At 70.7% G+C, this 24,860-nt stretch carries 19 protein-coding genes; 11 read left to right on the top strand and 8 right to left on the bottom strand.

The annotated features are described in order from the left end of the window. Window positions 1-90: 90 nt before the first annotated feature. Genes HED23_RS14125 through HED23_RS14145 form a run of 5 tightly spaced genes read left to right on the top strand, consistent with a single transcriptional unit; the run spans window position 91 to window position 6,882 of the window. The gene (locus tag HED23_RS14125; protein ID WP_203183774.1) at window positions 91-1,242 is read left to right on the top strand and encodes a CaiB/BaiF CoA transferase family protein; all 1,152 of its coding nucleotides are present in this window, start codon (window positions 91-93) and stop codon (window positions 1,240-1,242) included. Next, window positions 1,242-2,276, top strand: a complete 1,035-nt coding sequence (locus tag HED23_RS14130) for an LLM class F420-dependent oxidoreductase (protein ID WP_203183775.1) — start codon at window positions 1,242-1,244, stop codon at window positions 2,274-2,276. Before HED23_RS14125 ends, HED23_RS14130 begins: the two co-directional genes overlap by 1 nt. Window position 2,277: 1 nt before the next feature. Beyond that, entirely contained in the window at window positions 2,278-3,420 is a 1,143-nt protein-coding gene (locus tag HED23_RS14135; RefSeq protein WP_203183776.1) for an acyl-CoA dehydrogenase family protein, read from the top strand. A gap of 36 nt (window positions 3,421-3,456) precedes the next feature. Continuing rightward, window positions 3,457-4,671 carry an acetyl-CoA C-acetyltransferase gene (locus tag HED23_RS14140; RefSeq protein WP_203183777.1) on the top strand — a complete coding sequence of 405 codons (1,215 nt, stop codon included), beginning with the start codon at window positions 3,457-3,459 and terminating at the stop codon, window positions 4,669-4,671. Window positions 4,672-4,710: 39 nt separating this feature from the next. Then, on the top strand, window positions 4,711-6,882 hold the full coding sequence (locus HED23_RS14145; RefSeq protein WP_203183778.1) for a 3-hydroxyacyl-CoA dehydrogenase NAD-binding domain-containing protein: 2,172 nt from the start codon (window positions 4,711-4,713) through the stop codon (window positions 6,880-6,882). A gap of 20 nt (window positions 6,883-6,902) precedes the next feature. Here HED23_RS14145 and HED23_RS14150 read toward each other — a convergent pair whose 3' ends face one another. Further along, window positions 6,903-7,643, bottom strand: coding sequence for a MerR family transcriptional regulator (locus tag HED23_RS14150; RefSeq protein WP_203183779.1), 741 nt, complete (start codon window positions 7,641-7,643; stop codon window positions 6,903-6,905). A gap of 201 nt (window positions 7,644-7,844) precedes the next feature. Between HED23_RS14150 and HED23_RS14155 the strand changes: the two genes are divergently transcribed. Next, window positions 7,845-9,677 (top strand): AMP-dependent synthetase/ligase, encoded by a 1,833-nt coding sequence (locus tag HED23_RS14155; RefSeq protein ID WP_203183780.1) that lies wholly within the window; start codon window positions 7,845-7,847, stop codon window positions 9,675-9,677. 40 nt (window positions 9,678-9,717) lie between these two features. Further along, entirely contained in the window at window positions 9,718-10,194 is a 477-nt protein-coding gene (locus HED23_RS14160) for a macro domain-containing protein (protein ID WP_203183781.1), read from the top strand. Between the two features lie 61 nt (window positions 10,195-10,255). Here HED23_RS14160 and HED23_RS14165 read toward each other — a convergent pair whose 3' ends face one another. Continuing rightward, the gene (locus HED23_RS14165; RefSeq protein ID WP_203183782.1) at window positions 10,256-11,419 is read right to left on the bottom strand and encodes an acyl-CoA dehydrogenase family protein; all 1,164 of its coding nucleotides are present in this window, start codon (window positions 11,417-11,419) and stop codon (window positions 10,256-10,258) included. Between the two features lie 95 nt (window positions 11,420-11,514). On the opposite strand from HED23_RS14165, the gene HED23_RS14170 reads away from it, so the two are divergent. Continuing rightward, window positions 11,515-12,147: a TetR/AcrR family transcriptional regulator gene (locus tag HED23_RS14170; protein WP_203183783.1), complete on the top strand. Its 633-nt coding sequence runs from the start codon at window positions 11,515-11,517 to the stop codon at window positions 12,145-12,147. Between the two features lie 6 nt (window positions 12,148-12,153). Here the strand turns inward: HED23_RS14170 and HED23_RS14175 are convergent, their stop codons facing one another. Next, window positions 12,154-13,593, bottom strand: coding sequence for an aldehyde dehydrogenase family protein (locus tag HED23_RS14175; RefSeq protein WP_203183784.1), 1,440 nt, complete (start codon window positions 13,591-13,593; stop codon window positions 12,154-12,156). Further along, a complete protein-coding gene (locus HED23_RS14180) occupies window positions 13,590-14,468 on the bottom strand; it encodes an oxygenase MpaB family protein (RefSeq protein ID WP_203183785.1) in 879 nt (292 codons plus the stop codon). Before HED23_RS14180 ends, HED23_RS14175 begins: the two co-directional genes overlap by 4 nt. A gap of 682 nt (window positions 14,469-15,150) precedes the next feature. On the opposite strand from HED23_RS14180, the gene HED23_RS14185 reads away from it, so the two are divergent. Then, window positions 15,151-16,017, top strand: coding sequence for an oxygenase MpaB family protein (locus HED23_RS14185; RefSeq protein WP_203183786.1), 867 nt, complete (start codon window positions 15,151-15,153; stop codon window positions 16,015-16,017). Window positions 16,018-16,152: 135 nt separating this feature from the next. Here the strand turns inward: HED23_RS14185 and HED23_RS14190 are convergent, their stop codons facing one another. Then, complete coding sequence (locus HED23_RS14190) at window positions 16,153-17,202, bottom strand: LacI family DNA-binding transcriptional regulator (protein WP_203183787.1); 1,050 nt, start codon at window positions 17,200-17,202, stop codon at window positions 16,153-16,155. Between the two features lie 261 nt (window positions 17,203-17,463). On the opposite strand from HED23_RS14190, the gene HED23_RS14195 reads away from it, so the two are divergent. Continuing rightward, window positions 17,464-19,203: a BCCT family transporter gene (locus HED23_RS14195; RefSeq protein WP_203183788.1), complete on the top strand. Its 1,740-nt coding sequence runs from the start codon at window positions 17,464-17,466 to the stop codon at window positions 19,201-19,203. 51 nt (window positions 19,204-19,254) lie between these two features. On the opposite strand, the gene HED23_RS14200 is transcribed toward HED23_RS14195, so the two are convergent. Beyond that, on the bottom strand, window positions 19,255-20,184 hold the full coding sequence (locus HED23_RS14200; RefSeq protein WP_203183789.1) for an FAD-dependent oxidoreductase: 930 nt from the start codon (window positions 20,182-20,184) through the stop codon (window positions 19,255-19,257). Window positions 20,185-20,290: 106 nt separating this feature from the next. On the opposite strand from HED23_RS14200, the gene HED23_RS14205 reads away from it, so the two are divergent. Further along, entirely contained in the window at window positions 20,291-21,931 is a 1,641-nt protein-coding gene (locus HED23_RS14205; RefSeq protein WP_203183790.1) for an ABC-F family ATP-binding cassette domain-containing protein, read from the top strand. 53 nt (window positions 21,932-21,984) lie between these two features. Here HED23_RS14205 and HED23_RS35865 read toward each other — a convergent pair whose 3' ends face one another. Together HED23_RS35865 and HED23_RS14215 are read right to left on the bottom strand one after the other, a co-directional pair. Beyond that, complete coding sequence (locus HED23_RS35865; RefSeq protein ID WP_338019591.1) at window positions 21,985-23,292, bottom strand: pectate lyase; 1,308 nt, start codon at window positions 23,290-23,292, stop codon at window positions 21,985-21,987. Window positions 23,293-23,471: 179 nt separating this feature from the next. Beyond that, a complete protein-coding gene (locus HED23_RS14215; RefSeq protein WP_203187474.1) occupies window positions 23,472-24,455 on the bottom strand; it encodes a LacI family DNA-binding transcriptional regulator in 984 nt (327 codons plus the stop codon). Between the last annotated feature and the right edge of the window lie 405 nt (window positions 24,456-24,860).

A 24,860-nucleotide genomic window follows, 5' to 3' on the forward strand; every position in this document is an offset into this window, starting at 1 on the left:
CGCTTGCTCGGCCAAAAGGGTTGTGCGGAACGCGGTCCGTTCTTAGCATCATCGATGTTACATCAGTTGTGTCATACCGCTGGGGGCTTGATGGCAACGACAGGACAGGGACCGCGGGGCCCGCTGGCCGGGGTGCGCGTCGTCGAACTGGCGGGCATCGGCCCGGGACCGTTCGCCGCGATGCTCCTCGCCGATCTCGGTGCCGACGTGGTGCGCGTCGACCGGCCCGGAGGTTCGGTGATCGGCGTCGAGTCGGCCTTCGACCTCACCAACCGCAACAAGAGATCGGTGCTCGTCGATCTGAAGGCCGACGGCGGAGCAGGGCAGGTCCTCGACCTCGTCGAGCGGGCCGACGTTCTCATCGAGGGTTACCGGCCGGGCGTCGCCGAACGCCTCGGTGTGGGTCCTGACGCCTGCCTGGAACGCAATCCGCAGCTCGTCTACGGACGGATGACCGGCTGGGGCCAGGACGGTCCGCTGGCCGAGCGGGCCGGACACGACATCGGCTACATCGCTCTCACCGGAACCCTGTCCATGATCGGAAGATCCGGCGAACCGCCCACGGTGCCCGCCAACCTCGTCGGTGACTACGCGGGCGGCTCGCTCTATCTCGTCGTCGGCGTGCTCGCCGCCCTCCAGCACGCCCGTACGCCCGGCGGGACCGGGCAGGTCGTCGACGCGGCCATCGTCGACGGCGCCGCCCATCTCGCCACGATGATCCACGGCATGCTGGCGGCCGGCAGCTGGCAGGACCGGCGCGGCTCCAACCTCCTCGACGGCGGCTGCCCCTTCTACGGCTCGTACGAGACCTCCGACGGCCTGTACATGGCGGTCGGGGCTCTGGAGCCGCGCTTCTACGAGGAGTTCGCCGGGCTCCTCGGCCTCGGGGACGAGGCCCCGGACCGCAACGACCTCGGGCGCTGGGAGGAGCTGCGCGCCCTCGTCGCCGACCGGTTCGCCACCCGTACGCGCGCCGAGTGGACCGAGACCTTCGAGGGGACGGACGCCTGCGTGGCGCCCGTCCTCTCGCTCCGTGAGGCACCCCGCCACCCCCACCTGGCCGCCCGCTCCACCTATGTGGAGCACAGCGGTCTCACCCAGCCCGCCCCCGCCCCCCGCTTCTCCGCGACGCCCGTCTCCGTACGCAGCGGACCCGCGCTGCCCGGGGCGGACACCGAGGCCGTCGCCGCGGACTGGGACGTGCCGTGCCTGCTCACCACCGGGAAGGAAACGACCGGCTGATGGAACTCTCCCTGCCGCTGAACTACGCGGGCGACCCGCGCGCCGCCTGCGACGAGGTCGCCGCGCTCGAGTCCGCAGGACTCGACGCCGTCTGGGTCGCCGAGGCGTACGGCTTCGACTCGCCCACCCTCATGGGCTACCTCGCCGCCCGCACCCAGCACCTGAAGATCGGCGCGGCGATCCTCAACGTCTACTCCCGTACCCCCGCCCTCATCGCCCAGACCGGCGCGGGCCTCGACGCGGTGTCCGGCGGCCGGGCGCTGCTCGGGCTCGGTGCGTCGGGCCCGCAGGTCGTGGAGGGCTGGCACGGCAAGCCCTACGACAAGCCGCTCGGCCGGACCCGCGAGACCGTCGAGCTCTGCCGGCGGATCTGGCGCCGCGAGGTCATCGACCACCACGGCATCACCGACATGCCGCTGCCCAAGGAGAAGGGCGGCAAGCTGGGTAAGCCGCTCAAGATCCTCACCAGGCCGGTGCGCGAGACCATCCCCCTCTACGTCGCCTCGCTCGGCCCCGCCAACGTCCGGCTGACCGCCGAGATCGCCGACGGCTGGCTGCCCACCCTCTACATCCCCGAGAAGGCCGAGCAGGTCTGGGGCACGGCACTGGCAGAGGGCGCGGCGAAGCGCGACCCGGCGCTCGGCCCCCTGCAGACCGTCGCCGGCGGCCTGCTGGCCATCGGCGACGACGCGGCCGCCGTCAGGGACCTCGCCCGTCCGCAGATCGCGCTGTACGTCGGCGGCATGGGCGCGCCGGGCAAGAACTTCTACAACGACCTCGCCGTCGCCTACGGCTACGAGAAGGAGGCCGCCACCATCCAGGAGCTCTACCTCTCCGGGAAGAAGAGAGAGGCCGAGGCCGCCGTCCCGGACGAATTCTGCGAGCTCATGACGCTGTGCGGCCCAGAGGGCTACGTGCGCGACCGCATCGAGGCCTTCCGCGAGGCCGGGGTCACCATGCTCAACGTCACGCCCGTCGGCCCCGAGCCGGCACGGCTGATCTCCACCGTCAAGAACTGGCTCCAGGGGGCTTGAAGTGCAGCGGCAGATCTTCACCGAAGAGCACGACGCGTTCCGCGAGACCGTCCGCACCTTCCTGGCCAAGGAGGTCCTCCCGCACTACGAGCAGTGGGAGAAGGACGGCATCGTCTCGCGTGAGGCCTGGCTCGCGGCCGGCCGGCAGGGACTGCTCGGCCTCGCCGTCCCCGAGGAGTACGGCGGCGGGGGCAACACGGACTTCCGCTACAGCGCGGTCATCGCCGAGGAGTTCACCCGGGCCGGTGTCTCCGGGCTGGCGCTCGGTCTGCACAACGACATCATCGGCCCGTATCTCACCGACCTCGCCACCGAGGAACAGAAGCGGCGCTGGCTGCCCGGCTTCTGCAGCGGCGAGATCATCACCGCCATCGCGATGACGGAACCCGGTGCGGGCTCCGACCTCCAGGGCATCCGCACCACTGCCGAGGACAAGGGCGACCACTGGCTCCTCAACGGCTCCAAGACCTTCATCTCCAACGGCATCCTCGCCGACCTGGTGATCGTCGTCGCGAAGACCTCGCCGGAGGGTGGTGCGAAAGGGCTGTCGCTGCTCGTCGTCGAGCGCGGCGCCGAAGGGTTCGAGCGCGGCCGCAACCTCGACAAGATCGGCCAGAAGTCCCAGGACACCGCCGAGCTGTTCTTCAACGACGTACGCGTCCCCAAGGGAAACCTCCTCGGCGAGCTCGACGGCGCCTTCATCCACCTCATGACCAACCTGGCCCAGGAACGGATGGGCATAGCGGTCGCGGGGATCGCCGCCGCCGAGTACCTCCTGGAGATCACCACCCGGTACGTCAAGGAACGCGAGGCATTCGGGCGCCCCCTCTCCAAGCTCCAGCACATCCGCTTCGAGATCGCCGAGATGGCCACCGAGTGCGCCGTCACCCGTACCTTCCTCGACCGGTGCATCGTCGACCACTCCGAGGGGACACTCGACGCCGTCCACGCCTCGATGGCCAAGTGGTGGGCCACCGAGTTGCAGAAGAGGGTGGCCGACCGCTGTCTCCAGCTCCACGGCGGATACGGCTACATGACGGAGTACCGGGTCGCCAAGGCCTTCACGGACGGCCGCATCCAGACCATCTACGGCGGGACGACCGAGATCATGAAGGAGATCATCGGCCGCTCGCTGCTCTCCTGACCCGCCCGCCCAGCACCGATCCGAAAGGCAGCTGCCTTGAGTACCGAAGCATTCGTCTACGACGCGATCCGCACCCCGCGCGGCCGCGGCAAGGCCAACGGCGCCCTGCACGGCACCAAGCCGATCGACCTCGTCGTCGGCCTCATCCACGAGATCCGTGACCGTTTCCCCGGACTCGACCCGGCGGCCATCGACGACATCGTCCTCGGTGTCGTCAGCCCGCTCGGTGACCAGGGATCCGACATCGCCCGGATCGCGGCGATCGCCGCGGGACTCCCGGACTCCGTCGCGGGCGTCCAGGAGAACCGCTTCTGCGCCTCCGGCCTCGAAGCGGTCAACCTGGCCGCCGCGAAGGTCCGTTCGGGCTGGGAGGACCTCGTCCTGGCCGGCGGCGTCGAGTCGATGTCCCGGGTGCCCATGGGATCCGACGGCGGGGCCTGGGCCATGGACCCGATGACCAGCTTCGAGACCGGCTTCGCCCCGCAGGGCGTCGGCGCCGACCTCATCGCCACCGTCGAGGGCTTCTCGCGCCGGGACGTCGACGAGTACGCCGCCCTCTCGCAGGAGCGCGCCGCGATCGCCTGGAAGGAGGAGCGCTTCGCCCGTTCCGTCGTCCCCGTCAGGGACCGCAACGGCCTGCTCGTCCTCGACCACGACGAGCACATGCGCCCCGGCACCACCGCCGACTCCCTCGCGTCCCTCAAGCCCTCGTTCGCCACGATCGGCGAGATGGGCGGATTCGACGCCGTGGCCCTCCAGAAGTACCACTGGGTCGAGAAGATCGACCACGTCCACCACGCGGGCAACTCCTCCGGGATCGTCGACGGCGCGGCACTCGTCGCGATCGGCTCCAAGGAGACCGGTGAGCGCTACGGGCTCACCCCGCGTGCCCGGATCGTCTCCGCCGCCGTCTCCGGGTCCGAGCCGACCATCATGCTCACCGGACCGGCCCCCGCCACCCGCAAGGCGCTGGCCAAGGCAGGGCTCACCATCGACGACATCGACCTCGTCGAGATCAACGAGGCCTTCGCCGGAGTCGTCCTGCGCTTCGTCAAGGACATGGGCCTGAGCCTCGACAAGGTGAACGTCAACGGCGGCGCCATCGCACTCGGCCACCCGCTCGGCGCGACCGGCGCGATGATCCTGGGCACGCTCATCGACGAACTGGAGCGTCAGGACAAGCGCTACGGCCTCGTCACCCTCTGCGTCGGCGGCGGCATGGGTGTCGCCACCGTCATCGAGCGTCTCTGACCGTCCCCCGGCCATCCCTGCCTACGGAGAAGACAAGCAATGACCGAGAGCACGACCATTCGCTGGGAACAGGACGAGACCGGCGTCGTCACCCTCGTACTCGACGACCCCAACCAGTCCGCCAATACGATGAACCAGGGCTTCAAGGACTCCATCGCCGCCGTCGCCGAGCGCGCCGAGGCCGAGAAGGACTCCATCCGGGGCATCATCTACACCTCCGCCAAGAAGACCTTCTTCGCGGGCGGCGACCTCAAGGACATGATCAGGATCGGTCCCGAGAACGCCCAGGCGGCGTTCGACGCCGGAACGGCCATCAAGAAGTCGCTGCGCCGCATCGAGACCCTCGGCAAGCCTGTCGTGGCCGCCATCAACGGCGCCGCGCTCGGCGGCGGTTACGAGATCGCGCTCGCCGCCCACCACCGCGTCGCCCTGGACGCCCCCGGCTCCCGTATCGGCCTGCCCGAGGTCACCCTCGGCCTGCTTCCCGCAGGCGGCGGTGTCACCCGCACCGTGCGGCTGATGGGCATCACCGACGCCCTGCTGAAGGTCCTGCTCCAGGGCACCCAGTACACCCCGCAGCGGGCGCTGGAGAACGGCCTGGTCCACGAGGTCGCGGCCACCCGTGATGAGATGCTCGACAAGGCCCGCGCCTTCATCGACGCCAACCCCGAGTCGCAGCAGCCCTGGGACGTCAAGGGCTACCGGATTCCCGGCGGCACCCCGTCGAACCCGAAGTTCGCGGCCAACCTGCCCGCCTTCCCGGCCAACCTGAAGAAGCAGCTCGCGGGCGCGCCCATGCCCGCACCCCGCAACATCATGGCCGCGGCGGTCGAGGGGGCGCAGGTCGACTTCGAGACCGCGCAGACCATCGAGGCGCGCTACTTCACCGAGCTGGTCACCGGCCAGGTCGCCAAGAACATGATCCAGGCGTTCTTCTTCGATCTCCAGGCCGTCAACTCCGGCGCCAGCCGCCCGGAGGGCGTCGAGGAACGCCAGGTCCGCAAGGTGGCGGTCCTCGGAGCCGGGATGATGGGGGCGGGCATCGCCTACTCCTGCGCACGCGCCGGCATCGACGTCGTCCTGAAGGACGTCTCCGCCGAGGCCGCCGCCAAGGGCAAGGCGTACAGCGAGAAGCTCCTCGCCAAGGCGCTCTCCCGGGGCCGCACGACCGAGGCGAAGCGGGACGAGCTGCTGGCCCGCATCACCCCGACCGGGGACCCTGCCGACCTCGCCGGCTGCGACGCCGTGATCGAGGCGGTCTTCGAGGACACCGCCCTCAAGCACAAGGTGTTCAAGGAGATCCAGGACATCGTCGACCCCGACGCGCTGCTCTGCTCCAACACCTCGACGCTGCCCATCACCGTGCTCGCCGAAGGCGTCAGCAGGCCGGTGGACTTCATCGGGCTGCACTTCTTCTCGCCGGTCGACAAGATGCCGCTCGTCGAGATCATCAAGGGCGAGAAGACCGGCGACGAGGCTCTGGCACGCGCCTTCGACCTGGTCCGCCGGATCAAGAAGACCCCGATCGTCGTCAACGACTCGCGCGGCTTCTTCACCTCACGCGTCATCGGCCACTTCATCAACGAGGGCGTCGCGATGGTCGGCGAGGGCGTGGAGCCCGCGTCGGTCGAACAGGCGGCGGCGCAGGCCGGCTACCCGGCCAAGGTGCTCTCCCTCATGGACGAGCTGACGCTGACCCTGCCCCGCAAGATCCGCAACGAGACCCGGCGCGCCGTCGAGGAGGCAGGCGGTGCCTGGGCCACGCACCCCGCGGACGGGGTCATCGACCGGATGGTCGACGAGTTCGGCAGGCCCGGACGCAGCGGGGGAGCGGGCTTCTACGATTACGGCGAGGACGGCGCGCGCGGTGCGCTCTGGCCGGGCCTGCGTGAGCACTTCACGAAGCCCGGCACCGACGTGCCCTTCGAGGACATGAAGGAGCGGATGCTCTTCTCCGAGGCGCTGGACAGCGTCCGCTGCCTGGAGGAGAACGTCCTCATGACCGTCGCCGACGCCAACATCGGCTCCATCATGGGCATCGGCTTCCCCGCCTGGACCGGCGGCGTGCTCCAGTACATCAACGGGTACGAGGGCGGCCTGCCCGGCTTCGTGGCGCGCGCCCGGCAGCTCGCAGAGCGCTACGGAGACCGCTTCCTGCCGTCCACGCTCCTGCTGGAGAAGGCGGCCAAGGGCGAGACCTTCCACGACTGACGGCTCTCCGCGGGCCGTGTTCACTCCTCCTTGCCCGTGGTGAACGCGGCCCGCAGCTCCTCCTTCAGCGACCGCTGGAAGGCCGTCAGCAGCGCCTGGAGCACCATCGGCTGCATGTGGGCCGAGAGCGACTTCATCGCCTGTACGTGTTCCGGGTCCGACTCCCGCTCCCGGTAGGGGGTCCACACCTCGTCCCGGAACAGCCGCGTCAGCTCGTGGGCGGCCGAGCGGGTGTGCTCCAGCAGGACCGTGCGCGCGGCCAGGATCGTCTCGTGCGCGATGGGCACGTCCAGGAGCTCCACCCCGAGCCGCAGCAGGCCGGGCGCCACACTGAACGGCCCGTCGGGTGTCCGGGGACGCTCCAGCACCCCCATGGCCGCCAGCCGGTCCACGTCCTGCGCGCTCAGGGGCCTCCCCGCCCGCCGCTCCAGCTCGGCACGCTCCATGTCCTCGGCGGAGTCCGGGGCCCAGGACGCCACCAGGGCGCGGTGGATCGCCAGGTCCTGCGCGCTCAGGTCGGGTGGCAGCTGCTCCAGGTAGCGCTCGATGGCGGCCAGCGTCATGCCCTGGTGCTGGAGTTCCTCGATGAGGGCCAGCCGGGACAGGTGGTCGTGCCCGTAGTGCCCGACGCGCCGGGGCCCGATCACCGGGGGCGGCAGCAGGCCTCTTGTGCTGTAGAAGCGCACGGTGCGCACGGTGACCCCCGCGCGTGCCGCCAGTTCGTCGACGGTCAGCGTCGGCTCGTCGGTCCCGGTCGTCATGTCCACTCCTTGTTGCCAAGGCACCGTCGTTCCTGTGCCGCTGTCCGTGCCCGTGCTTGTTCCCGTGCCCGCGCCTGTGTACCGATCAGGTGCAACAGTATTGCTGTCTCACCACTGTTGTGAAAGTGTCCGGCAGCATCGAAGCGCAGTCCCACCCCCGGTACGGACCGCACGGTCCGGCCGAACGGACAGGAGGCGGCCGTGACCACGATCCTGAGACTTCCCACCGAACCCGGGCAACTCACACTCCCTGCCTTGCTGCTGCGCAACGCCGAGGACCACGGGGACCGTCCGGCCCTCTCCTGGCGTGCGGGCGAAGGCGCGGGCGACGACGGCGGATGGACCACCCTCACCTGGCGGGACGTACGCCGCGAGGCGGCCGTGCTCGCCGCCGGCTACGGCGCCCTCGGCGTGGAACGTGGCGAACAGGTCCTCATGATGATGGGCAACCGGGCCGAGCACTGGCTCAGCGACCTGGCCCTCACCCACCTCGGTGCCGTCCCCGTCACCGTGTACGGAACCGCGGCACCCGGCCAGATCGCCCACATCGCCCGGCACAGCCGCGCCAGGCTCGCGATCGTGGAGGGCGCCAGGGAGCGGGAGCTCTGGGAGCCCCTGCTGGCGGACGGCACCGTACCGCTGGAGGCGCTCGTCGTCGTGGAGCCCGGCGCCGCCGGGCCCCACCAGTCGTACGCCACGCTGCACGCGACGGGGGAGCGGCTGCGCAGCGACGAGGCCTTCGACAAGGCATGGCGGGAGACCCGCGCCCAGGATCCGCTGACGGTCGTCTACACCTCGGGCACCACCGGCGACCCGAAGGCCGTCCCGATCACCCACCGGAGCGTCGTGGTCAACGCACTCGCCCTGGACCGGGTGGTGGAGCTCCCCGACCACGTCGAGCACATCTGCTACCTCCCCTTCGCTCACATCGCGGAGCGGATGCTGGGCATCTATCTGCCGGTCTTCAGGGCTTCGCACGTCCACCTCTGCGCGGACGCCGCAGCCGTCGCCGCCACGGCACGCTCCCTCCACCCCGCCCAGTTCTTCGGTGTGCCCCGGGTGTGGGAGAAGCTCGCCGCGTCCGTGCGGGCGGCCCTGGCGACGCTGCCGGAGGAACAGCGGACCGCGATCGAGGAGGCGAGCGGGACGGCCCGTGAGCACGTTTCGTGCCGGGAGCGCGGCGAGACCCCCTCCGCCGAGCTGGAGGCCGCTTACAGGGCGGCCAAGGACACGGTGCTCGACCCCCTGCTCTCGCTGGCGGGGTTCGAACGGCTGGTGTGGACGGCCAGCGCCTCCGCACCGATGCCCCTCGACGTCGTGCGCTTCTGGGCGGGCTTCGGCATCGTCGTCATGGACGCCTGGGGGCTCACCGAGACCGTCGGGGTGTTCACCACCAACAGCCCGTCGGCCTTCCGCCTCGGTTCGGTGGGGCGCCCGTTGGAGGGGCTGGAGCTACGGATCGCCGACGACGGCGAGATCCTTGTCCGGGGTGAGACGGTGTTCGCCGGATACCTGCGCGACGACGGCACCGTGGACAGGGCCCTCGACGAGGACGGCTGGTTCGCGACCGGGGACATCGGCCGTACGGACGAGGACGGCTACCTCTGGCTCACGGACCGCAAGAAGGAAATGATCATCACCTCGACCGGCAAGAACGTCTCGCCCGCGCTCGTCGAGAACACCCTCAAGGAACACCCGTTGATCGGCCAGGCCCTCGTTCACGGCGACGGCCGTTCCTACCTGGTCGCCCTGCTCGTGCTCGACGCGGAGATGGCGCCGGCCTGGGCGGCAGCCCGCGGCATCGAAGGCGACCCGGCCGCCCACCCGGAAGTGCACGCGGAGATCGCGCGCGCCGTCGAGGCGGCCAACGCCCGGCTGAACCGTACCGAACAGATCAAGCGCTACCGGCTGCTGACGAGGGAATGGGGCCCGGAGACCGGTGAGCTGACCCCCTCCCTGAAGCTCCGCCGCAGGGTGATCCGCGATCAGTACGGGGAGATCCTCGACGCGCTGTACGCGCAGGACAGGGCCTGAGCGAGGGCCCGTTGTCAGTGGCGGTCCGTACGCTGGGCACATGTCGGGGATCACATATGTGCAGGGCGACGCCACCGCGCCCCAGGGCAAGGGCGTCAAGCTGATCGTGCACGTCTGCAACGACCTGGGCGGCTGGGGCAAGGGCTTCGTCCTCGCCGTGTCCCGCCGCTGGCCCGGGCCCGAAGCCGCCTACCGGCGCTGGCACCGCGAGCGCTCGGGCAACGACTTCGGGCTGGGGGCGGTGCAGTTCGTCCAGGCCGAGCGGTACATCTGGGTGGCGAACGTGGTGGGTCAGCGGGGGATACGCACCGGCAGCAAGGGAGTCCCGGTGCGCTACGAGGCGATCGACGCGGGGCTGGACAAGGTGGCCGCCAAGGCCGCCGATCTGGGGGCCTCCGTCCACATGCCGCGGATCGGCTGCGGGCTGGCGGGCGGCACCTGGCCCAGGGTCGAACCCCTCATCACCGAGCGGCTGGTGAGCCGCGGCATCGACGTGACGGTTTACGACCACGGGTGAGGGGCCGCCCGGCGGAGCGCCCCTCCCGGGATCCGGGTGGGGGCCGCCCGGCGTGGAGCCCTCAGAGGCCGTAGCTCTTGCCGATGATGTCGCGCTGGATCTCGCTCGTGCCGCCGTACACCGTCGACACCACCGCCGTCCTCAGATGACGTTCCATGTCGTACTCGGTCGCGTAGCCGTAGCCGCCCATCATCTGCATGCCCTCCAGCGCCGCGTGCCTCGCCGTCTCGGTGGCCTTGAGCTTCGCCATGGAGGCCTCACGGGAGAACGACTTCTCCGGCTCGGCGTCGCAGGCCGCCGCCACGTCGAAGACCAGCAGGCGTGCGCACTCGATCTCGGTCGCCAGGTCGGCCAGCCGGTGCCGCAAGGCCTGGAAGGAGCCGACCGGACGGCCGAACTGCTCGCGTCCGCGAACGTACGCGACGATGTCCTCCAGGACCCGCTCCGCCAGACCCAGCATGTTCGCCGCCAGGAAGAGCCGCTCCGCGTCGAGGCCGGCCATCAGCTGGGTCCAGGCGCGGTCGGCGGTGCCGATCACGGCGTCGGCCGGCAGCCGGACGTCGGTGAGGAAGACGTCGTTGACCTCGCGGCCGCCCATCGTCTCGATGGGCCGTATCCCGATCCCCGGGGTTCCGGCCGGGACATGGAACATGGTCAGCCCCTCGTGCTTCGCGCCGCCCGCGTCGGTCCTGGCCACCAGCAGGATGTGCTCGGCCAGGTGCGCGTTGGAGATCCAGGTCTTGTGACCGTTGACCAGCCAGCCGCCGTCCGGGGTTCGCTCGGCCTTGCAGCGCAGCGCCGCCACGTCGGATCCCGCCTCAGGTTCCGACATCGCGATGGACAGCACCTGGCCGGCCACCGCACCACCGATCGCCGCCTTGCACTGGGCCTCGCTGCCGAAACGCTCGTAAGCCTTCGCGGTGATCACCGAGGTGATGAAACCGCCCGCCGGTACGAGACCTCGCGCCGTCTCCCGCAGGAACAGGCAGGCATCCGTCATCCCGCCGCCCGAGCCCCCGTAGGCCTCGGGCAGGCACACGCCGAGCCAGCCGAGCTCCGCGAGCCGCGCGTAGAGCGACGGCGCGTGCGGGCCGCCGGTCTCCGCGGCCAGCGCGTCGCGCTGCTCACGCGTACCGCACTCGCGCCGGGCGAAGTCGCGCAGAGCCGTGACGAATGCCCGCTGCTCGGCGGAGACCGACCGCGGGAGGGCGTGGGTGGTGGACATGGGTAACCTCCGGATAAGAGTTACAAAGACACGGACTGGGTAACACCGTTGCGTTGTCGTTATGGTTGAGTGGTGACAACGGACGGGGAGGGCTCATGGCGGCACCAGGTACCGACGAGACACTGCTGGCCAAGGCGCTCGGCGAGAAGCCACCGTCCGACGCGCTGAGCGAGCAGATCCTGGACGCGGCGCGCGAGCAGTTCATGACCTTCGGGCTGCGCCGCTCGACCGTCGACGACGTGGCCAAGCGCGCCAAGGTCTCGCGGGTCACCGTGTACCGCCGTATCGGCAACAAGGACAGCCTGGTCTCGGCCTGCCTGCTGCGGGAGTACCGCAATTTCGTCGTGGACGTCGACGAGGCGGTGGCCGCCCTGCCCACCATGGAGGACCGGCTCGTCGCCGGCTTCGTCACGGTGCTCAAGCACATCCGGGAACACCCGCTGGTGGGAGGACTGCTGAGGCTGGAGCCGGAGATCATGCTCCCCTTCCTCACACTGGAGAGCGGTCCCGCCTTTCTTGCGATGCGCGGATATCTGGCCGACCGGCTCCGCCACGCCCAGCGCGTCGAAGGGAGGCCGGAGACGGACCCGACACCGGTCGCCGAACTGATGGTGCGGATCACCGTCTCCTTCCTCCTCAACCCGGTGAGCTGCTTCGAACTCGACGACGACGAGCAGGTGGGCGACTTCGCCCGCCGCTATCTGGTGCCGCTGCTCAACGTGGGGTGACCGCCTTCAGAAGCGGGCGTGCAGCTTCCTGCCCAGCTCCACGGCCCGGGCGACCTTGGCCCGGGGCGTCGAGAACGACGTCAGGTCCACCGCCGGTGCGAACCGCCGTACGGTGACCGAGTGCGGTGCCGCGAAGGCCCGCAGCCCCTCCTCGCCGTGGATCCGCCCGTACCCCGACTCGCCCGCACCACCGAACGGCAGCGAGGGGATCGCGGCGAAGCCGAGCACCGAGTTCACCGACACCGCGCCCGAGCCGAGGCGCTCTGCCACGGCGATCCCGGCCGCACGGGACCGGGTGAACACGGCGGCCCCCAGGGAGTACGCCGACGCGTTGGCCCGTTCCACGGCCTCGTCCATGTCGCGCACCGGGTTCACCACGACCACCGGTCCGAAGGTCTCCTCGGTCACGGCCGGTGAGTCCTCCGGCACATCCGAGAGCACCACCGGACCGAGGACGCGGCCCCGCAGCGCGTCGGGGCCGCCCAGCCTGGCGGTTCCACCGTCCACCAGGGCCTGTTTCACATGGCGTTCCACCACGTCGAGCTGGGACGGCAGGGTGAGCGCGCCGTAGGCCTCACCCGGCGCCAGCGCCCGCGCCCGGCTCACGATGCGTGAGCAGAGGGCCTCGTGCACCGACGCCACCGCGTAGACCCGCTCCACGCCGGCGCAGGTCTGGCCGGCATTGCCCATCGCGCCCCACACGATCGCGTCGGCCGCCGCGTCGAGATCGGCGTCCGCCGCGACCAGCACCGCGTCCTTGCCCCCGCACTCGGCGAGCAGTGGCGTGAGCGTCGACGCGCAGGCCGCAGCGACCTTGCGCGCGGTGCCGGGCGAGCCGGTGAAGGCGACCTTGTCCACACCGGTGGGTCCTTCCGCTCCGGCCAGGGCGGCCCCGGTGGAACCCGGGCCGGTCACCGCCTGGAGCAGGTCCGCATGGTCCGGGACGGCCTCCCCGAAGCTGCGTGCCAGCAGCACCCCTGTCCCCGGGGTGAGTTCCGACGGCTTGAAAACCACGGCGTTGCCCGCCGCGAGGGCGTAGCCGATCGAGCCCATCGGTGTGTAGAGCGGGTAGTTCCACGGTCCGATGACGCCGATCACCCCGAGCGGGCGGTAGGCCAGCAGCGCCCGCTGATGCACCGACAGCAGTCCGGACGGCACCCGCCGCCTGCCCAGCACCCGGCGGGCGTTGCGTGCCGCCCAGTCCAGATGGACCAGTGTCAGCAGCACCTCGGAGCGGGCGTCGTGCACGGGCTTCCCGGTCTCGGACGCGATCACCTCGGCGAACTCGTCCGCGCGGCCCGCCAGCTCACGCTTCCACCGCAGCAGTGCGGAACGCCGGTCACGCCACCCGGACGCGGCCCAGGCCCGGCCCGCGCCCCTGGCCCGCGTGACCGCGGCGCGGATGTCCTCGATGCCGTGCACCGTACGGTCTGTTCCGGTCGTCATGACTTCTCCATGGGCAGTGGTTCCAACGGGCGGCTCTGCGCCCAGTGCGGACCGAGATCGTCGAGCTGGTATCCGAAGGGATAGCTGCGTGGCCGGGGTCTGGAGGGCAGCCACCGGGGGCGGGCGGGCAGCAGGCGTACACCGTGTGCCCGGGCCCGCACCAGACGTGTGGCCGCGCCGCGCACCCACGGGGGCTGCGTCGGGAAGCCCAGCGCCCGCAGCAGCGGTTCGTCCAGCAGCGCGAGTGCGAACCTGGCCACCAGGGGGCGCAGCGGAGCCGGGTACCAGGCGGCCATGACCCTGAAGGTGGCATTGGCGACACGGCGGTTCGCGGGGTCGTAGGCGAACATCCGGCCCTCGTAGGAGTCGAGCAGCTCCTCGAATTCCTCGTAGGTGTCCGGAGCGCCCTCTATGCCCATCATCGCGGCCATCCGCCGCCCCACCTCCGCCAGTGCCGCAGTCTCCTGCGCACACAGGGGCCGCCACCCGAACCGGTCGATCCAGCGTTTGGGGCCGACGACCGTGGTGGCCAGAACATAGAGGTAGTCCTCGTTCGGGATGCGGTACTTGCCGTGGATCCGGTTGAGATGGCGGGCCGCGGCCCGGGCGCGCTCCGAGTCGAAGCCGTCGGCCGCCATCTCGTACCCGAACAGGACGGTGTCGTCGTAGCGTTTCTGGCCGTTGCGCTCGAACTCCTGGGTGCGGTCGAGCAGCACGGAGATCCGGGGGACGCCGTAGTCGCGCAGGAAGGCGACGCTGATCCCCTGCCGGTAGTCCCACGGGAATTCGTACTGGGACATCAGCCGGAGTATCTCGGCGCAGTCGCGGGCGGGATCCATCCGGCGGATCTCGTGCAGTCGGCTGTAGCGGCCCATGGTGGGCAACCTCCTCTGTTCGGTGTGGCCGTTCAGGTGCGGGAGCCGGCGGTGAGGCCCGTACGGCGGACGTCCTGCGCGTCCACGAGGATCTGGCCCGCCTCGACGGACTTCGCGGTCAGGCTCTGCCTCCCGACGCCGTCGGCAGGTGGGTGGTGTGGTGGACGACTGCATCGCTCGGAGCCAACTTGCCTTCTTTGGAAGGTATTTGATGGCCCCTCTCGCCCTGAGAGTCAAAGTTACAAATACTATTGACTTGTTTCACAGGGTGCGTCAACACTGCTGACACAGATTCCAGGAAGGGGGCCCGCGCGGACATGGACAAGGATGCCGAGACAGACCTCCCTCGTCGGGGCACCGCTCCGGGGCGGCGCCGCACGGCGTTGCTCCGGAGCCGGCCGCATCCAGCTCCGCGGCGTGCGGCGGCCACGGTGTCGTCGCCGCACGCCGTGATCTGCGGGGGCGGACAGCCGGGACCACCGATGGCGGGTGCCTCCTGCACGTCCGGGCCCGGAACGGGGCCCGCGCGAGGAACGCGCCCTGCGCCGCTCCGCCCGGCAGTCGCGGTGCCCGTGAAACCGGCCCCGCCGCCCCTGCGGGTCGCCGGCGCTCCGGCGATCGCATACTGGAACACACGGGCCCCGCACCGATCCGAGACCCGCCGACCCTTGGGAGCACCCGCATGACCAGCGCAGGAGAGCCCGCACCGCCCCCGCCGGGCGGCGTCCTGTGGAGCCTCGCCGGTGACATCCGGGGACTGCTGATGCTGCCGGCGGCTCTCACCCTCCAGGTCGCCCGTCCGGCCGTCGGTGCCGGCGTCGACGAGCACTCGGTATTCCGTACGGACCCCTGGGGGCGTGGCGAGCGGTCCCTGAGCTCGCTCCAGCTCTGGGTGTACGGGGGAGAGGCCGCCGCCGAGGAAGGGCGCAGGCTCAGGGAACTGCACCGCGCGATCCAGGGGACCGACACCCGGGGCCGGCGCTACCACGCGCTCACGCCCGCGAACTACGCGTGGGTCCACGCCACCGGCTTCCCCGTCTACCGGCACGCGTCGCGCTACCTGGTCCGCCCGCTCACCGACGCGCAGGAACGCGCCCTGTACCGGGAGTGGCTCCAGGTCGGCCGGATCCTGGGCATCCACGACCGGGACATGCCGCAGACGATCGAGGAGTTCTGGCCGTACTACCGCAAGATGCTGGCCGAGGAGGTGGAGGCAACCGTCGTCGTACGGGAACTGGTCGCCACGGACGCTCCCGTGCCGCCGCCCGACCGTGGGCCCCTCCTGCTGCGGCTGCTGCTGAAGGCGCTGTGGCCGGTGCTCTTCCCGCCTCTGGCGCGGTTCCGCGGGTTCATCACCGTCGGACTGATGCCGCCGGACGCCCGTCAGGCCATCGGGCTCGACTGGACGCCGGCGCAGGAGCGCCGCCTGCGGCGCTTCGGCGCCGTGGTGCGGCGGGTGGTTCCCCTGCTACCCGAGCGGCTGCGCTATCTTCCGCTCGCCAGGTCGGCGCGGGCCGAGTGGCGGGCCGGCGGGGGCGGACCCGGGTGACCGCCGGGGCCGGCGCCCCGCGGCGACGTGCGGGCCCGGGGGCGGTGGCCGGGCTCCGGACGGCGCGACCGCTGCCGCCCGCGGCGGCTCCCGGTACCCGGTCCTCCGCGAGGAGGCGGCCCCCGGCGCGGGGCCTCAGGCCGAGGCCCGGCGCACCAGTTCGGTCGGGGTGATCACGGACCCGGGCCAGGTGCCCGTGTCACTGTTCAGCCGCTCCATCAGCAGCCGCACCATCAGCCGGCCCATTCCCTCGACGTCCTGACGCACCGTCGTCAGCGGTGGTTCGGTGGCCTCCGCCACCGACTCCATGTCGTCGAATCCGACCATGGCCACGTCCTCCGGTACCCGGACACCCCGCTCGCGCAGCACCCGCAGGGCACCCGACGCCATCATGTCGTTGGACACGAACACGGCGTCGAGATCCGGATGGGCGTCCAGCAGGTCCCTCATGGCCCGGGCACCGCCCTCCGCGGTGAAGTCGCCCTCCGCGACGAGGTCCGGCCCGGCGTCGGGGAGGACGTCGTGGTACCCGTCGATCCGGTCGAGGGCCGAAGTCTGGTCGCGGGGCCCGGCGATGTGCGCGATGCGCCGCCGGCCCAGGGAGACCAGATGGCGTACGGCCTGCCGGGCGCCGCCCCGGTTGTCGCAGTCGACGTACGGCACCGGCTGCGCGTCCTCGCCCGGAGCCGGGTGTTCCGGGCGGCCCCCGAAGACCGTCGGGACCCGGAACCGGCGGATGATCGAGGGCAGTTCGTCGTCGGTGTGCAGCGAGAAGGCCAGTACCCCGTCCACATGGCCACCGGCCAGATAGCGCGTGACCCGGTCGAAGTCGCCACTGCCCTCCACCAGTAGCAGGACCAGCTGTGCGTCGTGGGCGTTGAGCTCGCGGCTGATCCCACGGATCTGGCGGGAGAAGAAGGGGTCGGAGAAGATCCGGAACTCGGGCTCGTCGATGATCACGGCGACGGCGCCGTTGCGCCGGGTGACCAGCGTCCGCGCCGCGTGGTTCGGGATGTAGCCGAGCTCGTCGACCGCCTTGCGCACCTGGTCCACCAGGGGCTGCCGAACGCCCGCACCGCCGTTGACGACTCGGGACGCCGTCGCCCTGGACACCCCGGCACGGGCCGCCACGGCCTCCAGGGTGGGCCGGGCGTCGTGCTGCGGATCGGGGGTCGGGTCGGGCAATGGTCGCTCCTCGTGCACGCGCGCCCCGTCGGGGAACGGCTGGAACCGGCTGGTTCGGCGCGAACGGACTGTGGTTCGGCGCGAACGGCGTCAGCCTAACCGCCTGGTCCGGGCAGTCGGACGGCTCGTCACCCTCGCAAATCCTGGCAGATCGGCGCATATGTGGTTGATGGGGACGGCTTGTTGGTCCCGTGAGATGCACACAACGTGTGGTACTGCCTACGGAGAGCGAAATTTCGCACTGCGTGAAAGGTGCCATCTGTGTCACACGACGAGCAGGGAACCGGCGGGCGGGGAGACTATCTCCCCGTCACGGCCGATCTACCCGCCGACCCGCACCACGGCCGGCGCGCCACGACCGACCGGGTGGTCTTCGGCGTCACGGCGGTGCTCACCGTCGCCTTCGTGGTCTGGGGCTCCACGGCCACCGACTCACTGGAGAGCGTCTCCAACAAGCTGCTCAACGGCCTCATCCACAACGGTGGCTGGGCCTTCATGCTGGCGGCTTCCGGTTTCGTGGTGTTCGCCCTCTGGCTCGCGATCAGCCGATACGGGAAGATCTCGCTCGGGCAGGAGGGCGAGGAACCCGAATTCCGTACGGTCTCATGGGTCGCCATGATGTTCAGCGCCGGCATGGGAATCGGCCTGATGTTCTACGGCGTCGGTGAGCCCCTGGCCCACTTCGTGAATCCGCCGCCCGGGACACGCCCCGAGGACGCCGCCGAGGCGATGCAGACGGCGATGGCCACCACCCTCTTCCACTGGACCCTGCACCCGTGGGCGATCTACGCGGTCGTCGGGCTCGCCATCGCCTACAGCGCCTACCGCCGGCACAGAAGGCAGACGATCAGCTCGGTCTTCGTACCGCTCATCGGAGAGAAGCGCGCTCACGGGACGGTCGGCCGGATCATCGACATCCTCGCCATCTTCGCGACCCTGTTCGGTTCCGCGGCCTCGCTCGGGCTCGGAGCGCTCCAGATCGGAAGCGGCTTCCAGGAGCTCAACTGGATGGAGAAGACCGGCACGGGCCTGCTGGTCGCGATCATCGCCGCGCTGACGGTCGCCTTCGTCGCCTCCGCCGTGTCCGGCGTCGAGAAGGGCATCCAGTGGCTGTCCAACATCAACATGGTGCTCGCCCTCATCCTGGTGATCTTCGTCTTCATCGCGGGGCCCACCATCATCGTGCTCGACCTGCTGCCCACCTCCATCGGCGCCTACTTCGGTGACCTCGCCCAGCTCGCCGGGCGCACCGAAGCCACCGGAAAGGGCGAGGTGGCCGACTGGCTCGCCAGCTGGACGGTCTTCTACTGGGCGTGGTGGATCTCCTGGACGCCCTTCGTCGGCATGTTCATCGCCAGGATCAGCCGGGGCCGGACGATCCGTCAGTTCGTCGGCGGCGTGATCCTCGTGCCCAGCACCGTCAGTCTGGTCTGGTTCGCCGTCTTCGGCGGGTCGGCGATCCGGCTGGAGGAGGCGGGCCGGCTCGCCGACGTCGGCGACACCCCGGAGGCACAGCTCTTCGGCGTCCTGCAGCAGTTCCCGGTCGCCACCCTCATGAGCATCCTGGTGATGGTCCTCGTCGGCATCTTCTTCGTCTCGGGCGCCGACGCCGCGTCCATCGTGATGGGCACCCTCTCGCAGAAGGGCGTACTCGAACCCACCAAGTGGGTCGTGATCTTCTGGGGCGTCGTCACCGGCGCCGTCGCGGCGGTCATGCTGCTCGTCGGCAACGGCCAGGGCGACGCGCTCGCGGGCCTGCAGAACCTGACCATCCTCGTGGCCGCGCCGTTCACCATCGTCATGATCGGCATGTGCGTGTCCCTGATGAGGGACCTGCGCCACGACCCGATGATCGTCCGCAGGGAGTTCGGCGTGGAGGCCGTCGAAACCGCGGTCATCCAGGGACACGCCAAGTACGACGGAGACTTCGAGATCCGGATCGGCCCCGGCCCCGCGGAGGTCACCAGCGACGAGCGGCACAAGCACGAGCCGCCCGCCTGACCCGGCTCGCTCCCGTGCCGCCTCCGCCTCGCCCCGGTCACGGGTCGTGGCTCAGCCCACCAGCTGGGCCGCGGCCCGTGCGCAGCCCCGGGCCACCGTCACCCCGGCGCCCCCGTGCCCGTAGTTGTGCACCAGCAGTCCGCCGCCCGGCAGCTCCTCCGCCTCGATGCGCACCCCGGCGTCACGGGCCGGCCGCAGGCCCACCCGGTGGCCGATGACACGCGCCCCGACGATCTCCGGCCGTATCCGCGCGCACCGAGCCACGATCTCCCCGGCCGTACGCGGATCGGGCTCCGTGCGCGGATCGTCCACCTCCGCCGTTCCGCCCAGCACCAGCCCACCCGGCTGCGGGAAGAAGTACGTCGTCGCGCTGGAGGCCGGATCCGCCAGCGTGAACCACTCGTCGATGCCGGGGTTATCCACCACCACCAGCTGGCCCCGGACCGGTCGTACCCCGGGATCGGGCACCAGCTCGCGTGCGCCGAGACCGGCACAGTTGACCACCACCCCCGCCTCGGCCGCCGCCTCCTCGAAGCCATGCACCGAACGCCGCTCGACCACACCTCCCGCGGCGGAAAGCCTGTTCTCGAGCCAGCGCAGATGGGCCGGCATGTCGATCAGCGGAAGGGTCACCCGTAGCCCTTCCGCCACCTCGGACGCACGCAGGCCGCGGGCCCACGGCCCCAGTGCGGCCAGCCGCTCGCCCCCGTGCACCCCGGCGACCATGCGCACACCGGTCTCCTCGGGGGCCGAGGCCAGTTCCTCGTACACCCGGAGGGTCTCGAGCGCCCACCCGCCCACCAGCGCCTCGGGCTCGATCCGGTACGGCCACCACAGCGCACCGGCCACGGCCGAGGTCGTCCCCGAGGCCGGGTCCCTGGACCAGACCCGCACGCGCAGTCCGCGCTCCGCCAGCAGCAGGGCGGTGGTCAGCCCGCTGACCCCGCCACCCACCACGACCACATCCGCCACCGCGCTCACCCCTGTCACCGCGTCGCCCCGCGCGTCCCGGGGCCGGACAGGCCATGGTCGCACCCCGGTCCGGCGGGAAACACCGCCGCCGCGGTTCGTTAGGATCGGCACCCTGATGACTGCCACTCTCGTCGCCAAGGATCTCGCCGCCGGACACGGCGACCGCACACTCTTCGCAGGGCTCGACCTCGTGGTCGCGCCCGGTGACGTGATCGGTCTCGTCGGAGCCAACGGCGCCGGAAAGTCCTCGCTGCTCCGCCTGCTCGCCGGGCTCGACCGGCCGGAGGAGGGCGAGCTGAGGCTCTCCCCGCCCACGGCCACCGTCGGCCACCTCCCGCAGGAGCCCGAACGCCGCACGGGAGAGTCCGTACGGGAGTTCCTCGCCCGCCGCACCGGGGTCGCCGAGGCACAGGCCGCCATGGACACCGCGACCCAGGCGCTGGTCGACGGAGCCCCCGGCGCGGACGACGCCTACTCCGAGACCTTGGAGCGCTGGCTGTCCCTCGGCGGTGCCGACCTGGACGAACGTGCCGAGGAGGTCGCCGCCGACCTCGGCCTGACCATCGGCCTCGACCTGCCGATGACGGCTCTCTCAGGCGGCCAGGCGGCCCGCGCCGGCCTGGCGTCGCTGCTGCTGTCGCGCTACGACGTGTTCCTGCTCGACGAGCCCACCAACGACCTGGACCTCGACGGACTGGAGCGACTGGAACGCTTCGTGTCCGGGCTGCGCGCCGGAACCGTCGTCGTCAGCCACGACCGCGAGTTCCTGATGCGCACGGTCACCAAGGTCCTGGAACTCGATCTCGCCCAGCAGGAGATCAACCTCTACGGTGGCGGCTACGCCTCCTACTTGGAGGAGCGCGAGCGCGCGCGGACGCACGCCCGCGAGGAGTTCGAGGAGTACGCCGACAAGCGCTCCGCGCTCGAGGGCCGTGCCCAGATGCAGCGCGGCTGGATGGACAAGGGCGTCAAGAACGCCCGGCGCAAGGCCACCGACAACGACAAGATCGGCCGCAAGTTCCGCAGTGAGGCCAGCGAGAAGCAGGCGGCGAAGGCCAAACAGACGCAGCGCATGATCGAGCGCCTCGACGTCGTCGAGGAGCCCCGCAAGGAGTGGGAGCTGCGGATGGAGATCGCGTCCGCACCGCGCTCCGGTTCCGTCGTGGCCACCCTGCGCGATGCCGCCGTGGTCCGCGGCGGCTTCGCCTTCGGTCCGGCCACCCTGCAGATCGACTGGGCGGACCGGGTAGCCATCACCGGCGCCAACGGGGCGGGCAAGTCCACGCTGCTCGCCGCCCTGCTCGGCAGGCTTCCGCTCGACGCGGGCCACGCCACGCTCGGCTCGGGCGTCGTGGTGGGGGAGGTCGACCAGGCGCGCAAACTGTTCCACGGCACGGAGAGCCTGCTGGACGCGTTCTGCGCCGCCGTACCGGACACCGAGCCCGCCGAGGTGCGCACGCTGCTCGCGAAGTTCGGTCTGCGCGCGGCCCATGTCCTGCGCCCCGCGACCACGCTCTCTCCCGGCGAACGCACCCGGGCCGGCCTCGCCCTCCTCCAGGGCAAGGGCGTGAACCTGCTCGTCCTGGACGAGCCGACGAACCACCTGGACCTGCCGGCGATCGAACAGCTTGAGTCGGCGCTGGAGGCGTACACCGGGACGCTGCTGCTGGTCACTCACGACCGGCGGATGCTGGAGGCGGTCCGTACGACCCGCCGCGTCGAGGTGTCCGACGGCAAGGTCACCGAGTCCGGCTGACGGCGAGGAGCCCGTCCCTCCCGGAGGAGGGTCGGGCCCGGCCGGTCCGCGTGTCAGTCGACGTAACTGATCTCGGACGAGGAGTAGATGCAGTTGGTGCCGTCCGCACCCGAGCCGATCTCACTCGGCTCGCCGCTCGTCGTCCCCTTGTACTTGGTGCAGATCTTCATGTCACGGTCGCCGTCCTCGTAGATCGTGACGTCCGAGATCCGGGCCGTGTCACCGTAGTTGGTGTTGATGCCGACCAGGCTCGTGCCGGGGGCCGTCGCCCAGATGTTCTGCAGCTGGATGTGCCGGGCGTTCTGGGTGGAGCAGTTGCCGCAGGAACGGACCAGCTTGCCGAAGTCGTCGACCTGGAAGTTCTTCACGACCAGGGTGCCGACGCCGTTGTGCTGGAACACCTTGTCCTCGGCCAGCTTCGCGCCGCCGCCGTCGATCGTGCGGACCGTCGAGGAGGAGCCACCGCGGAAGGTCGCGGCGTCCTCGCCCACGTCCTCCCACCAGACGTTCTTGATCGTGCAGGTGCCCGCGCAGTGCACACCGTCGGCGGCCGGAGCACCGAGGATGACGTTCTGCAGGGTTGCGCCGTCGGCCAGCTTGATCATCGGCGGCTGGTCCTCGCCCTGGTCGCCACTGCCCAGGTCACCGCTGCCGTACAGGCGCTTCATGCCACCGTCGTACGTGCCCGAGACCTCGATGGTCGAGGAGACGGCCTGGCTGCCGTTGGCACTCGGCCACGACGGACGGTCGGTGGGCGGGTCCGTGGGCGGGTCGGTCGGCGGATCCGTCGGCGGGTCCGTGGGAACGGTGCCCGAGGCGGTGAAGGTCCAGCTCTTGCTGCTCACCGAGTCGCAGGAGTTCTGCTGGACCAGGGCGCCCGAGGCGGTCGAGCTGTCCTTCACGTTGAGGCACTTGCCGCCGTTGCTGTTGACGACGCGGTAGGTGTTGCCGCTGACCGCGGTCAGGGTCCACACCTGGGTCGCGGCAGTGCTGCAGTTCTGCTGCTCCACCGCCTTGCCGGCACTGGTGGAGGCGTCCTTCACCCCGGCGCACTTGGCGCTGCTCGCGGCGGCCAGGGTGTACCCGCTGCCTGACGCGGTGAGCTTCCAGGTCTGGCTCGCGGCGCCGTTGCAGGCACTCTGGGCGAGCTGCGTCCCCGCAGAGGTGCTGGAGCCCGGTACGCCCAGACACAGACCGCTGGCGGCGTTCGCCAGCCTGTACGAGCCTGCGGCCGGGGCAGCCGAGGCCGAGCCGGTCGCGAAGAGCGCGGTGAGTCCCGCGGCTAGCAGCGAAACCACGGCGACCAAGGTGGCGGCCGCACGGCCGCCACGTCTTCTGACGTGCTGATTCTCAGTGCGCACTGGCTATTCCTTTCACCGCCTGCGGCGTCCTCCGCAGGCACCTGTCAGTGGTTGGTGCGGTGGTGAAGGCTGTCCCGGCTCCGAAAACTAAATTCCGTATACTGAACCGAGTTCGTGTATGCGAACAGCGGTGACGGTACGACACCCGTCCTGAGCGGTCAACAAGATGAAGCGGACGATCAGTGGCCCGGGTTCGCGGTGGAATCCCTGACGACCAGCGAGGTGGCCAGCGTGGTCTGCGCCGTGGCGGGGCCGGTGCCCGCCGTCTCGATCGTCTGGATCAGCAGATCGACCGCCGTCCGGCCGGCCGGTGCGGTGGGCATGGCGACCGTGGTGAGCCGTGGCCGGTTCAGCCGCCCGGCGACGGTGTCGTCCACGCCGACCACGCTGATGTCGCGAGGCACCCGTACGTCCCTGCCGTCCAGGCCCTCGATGAGCCCGATGGCGACCAGGTCGTTGTAGGCGATCACCCCGGTGGCTCCTGTCCTCAGTACGGCGGCCGTCGCCTTGATCCCGCCCTGCTCCGTCGGCGCGTTGGGGCCGAGCACGTCGAGCCGGATCCCCTGGTCCGCCGCCGCCCGGCCGGCGGCCCGTCGCATCTCCGCGCTGGTCCACGACCCCCGCGGGCCGCCGACCAGGGCCAGATGCCCGTGGCCCAGCCCCGCGAGGTGTTCCACCGCGAGGGCCGCGCCGTGAGCCACGTCCATCAGTACGGCGGAGAGGCCCGCCACCTGGCGGTTGACCAGGACGAAGGGCAGGTCGCCGCCCAGCCGGGCGATGACGTCGTTGGCCAGTCGGGGGCTGACCAGGACCACACCGTCCACCTGGCGGGCCAGGGTCTGGATCAGCTCCTCCTCGGCGTGGACGTCCTCGTCGGTGTCCGCGACGAAGACCTGGTAGCCGCGGACGCGTGCGTATGCCTGGGCCGCCTTGATGAGCGGCGGATAGAAGGGGTTGGCGATGTCGGAGACGATCAGCCCGAGATTCCTCGTGCGGCCCGTTGTCAGCGCCCGCGCCGTCTCGTTGGGCTGGTAGCCCAGCTCCGCGGCGACGGCCAGGACCCGGTCCCGGGTCTCCCGCTTCACGAGATGGGAGGCCGAGAAGGCCCGCGAGACGGTGGAGACGTGAACCCCCGCGGCCTGCGCGACATCACGGATGGTCATCGCCACGGTTGCTACCCCTTGCCCGTCCTGCGGCATCAGCCGCCTGCCACCGAACGTACCCCTGCCGGCCCTCGCTGCATACAGGGATCCGCAGGTCATGAACACCCTTGGGACCCGATTCTCTGCAACCGGTTGCACAACAGGAGGTGCGTCAAGAAGCTGAAAGGGCCTGGATGTCGGCCAGGACTCGGCTCCGGCCGCCAGGGCTATGCGATGCGAGTGGGTGCTCTTGCCGTGCGGGACATCGGCAGTCCTTTCCGCGGCGGGGTCATAGGGGTGTGAGTGGTGGGGAGTCCCACTCCTGAAGCCTGTGGTCCGTGCTACCGGGATGCAGCCGATGCTGTGCAACCGGTTGCATCCCGGGTTGGCACTCAGGGTGATGGTGCGTCCTGGGCATGTCAATGC

It is taken from the genome of Streptomyces pratensis (assembly GCF_016804005.1).
Lineage (GTDB): Bacteria > Actinomycetota > Actinomycetes > Streptomycetales > Streptomycetaceae > Streptomyces > Streptomyces pratensis_A.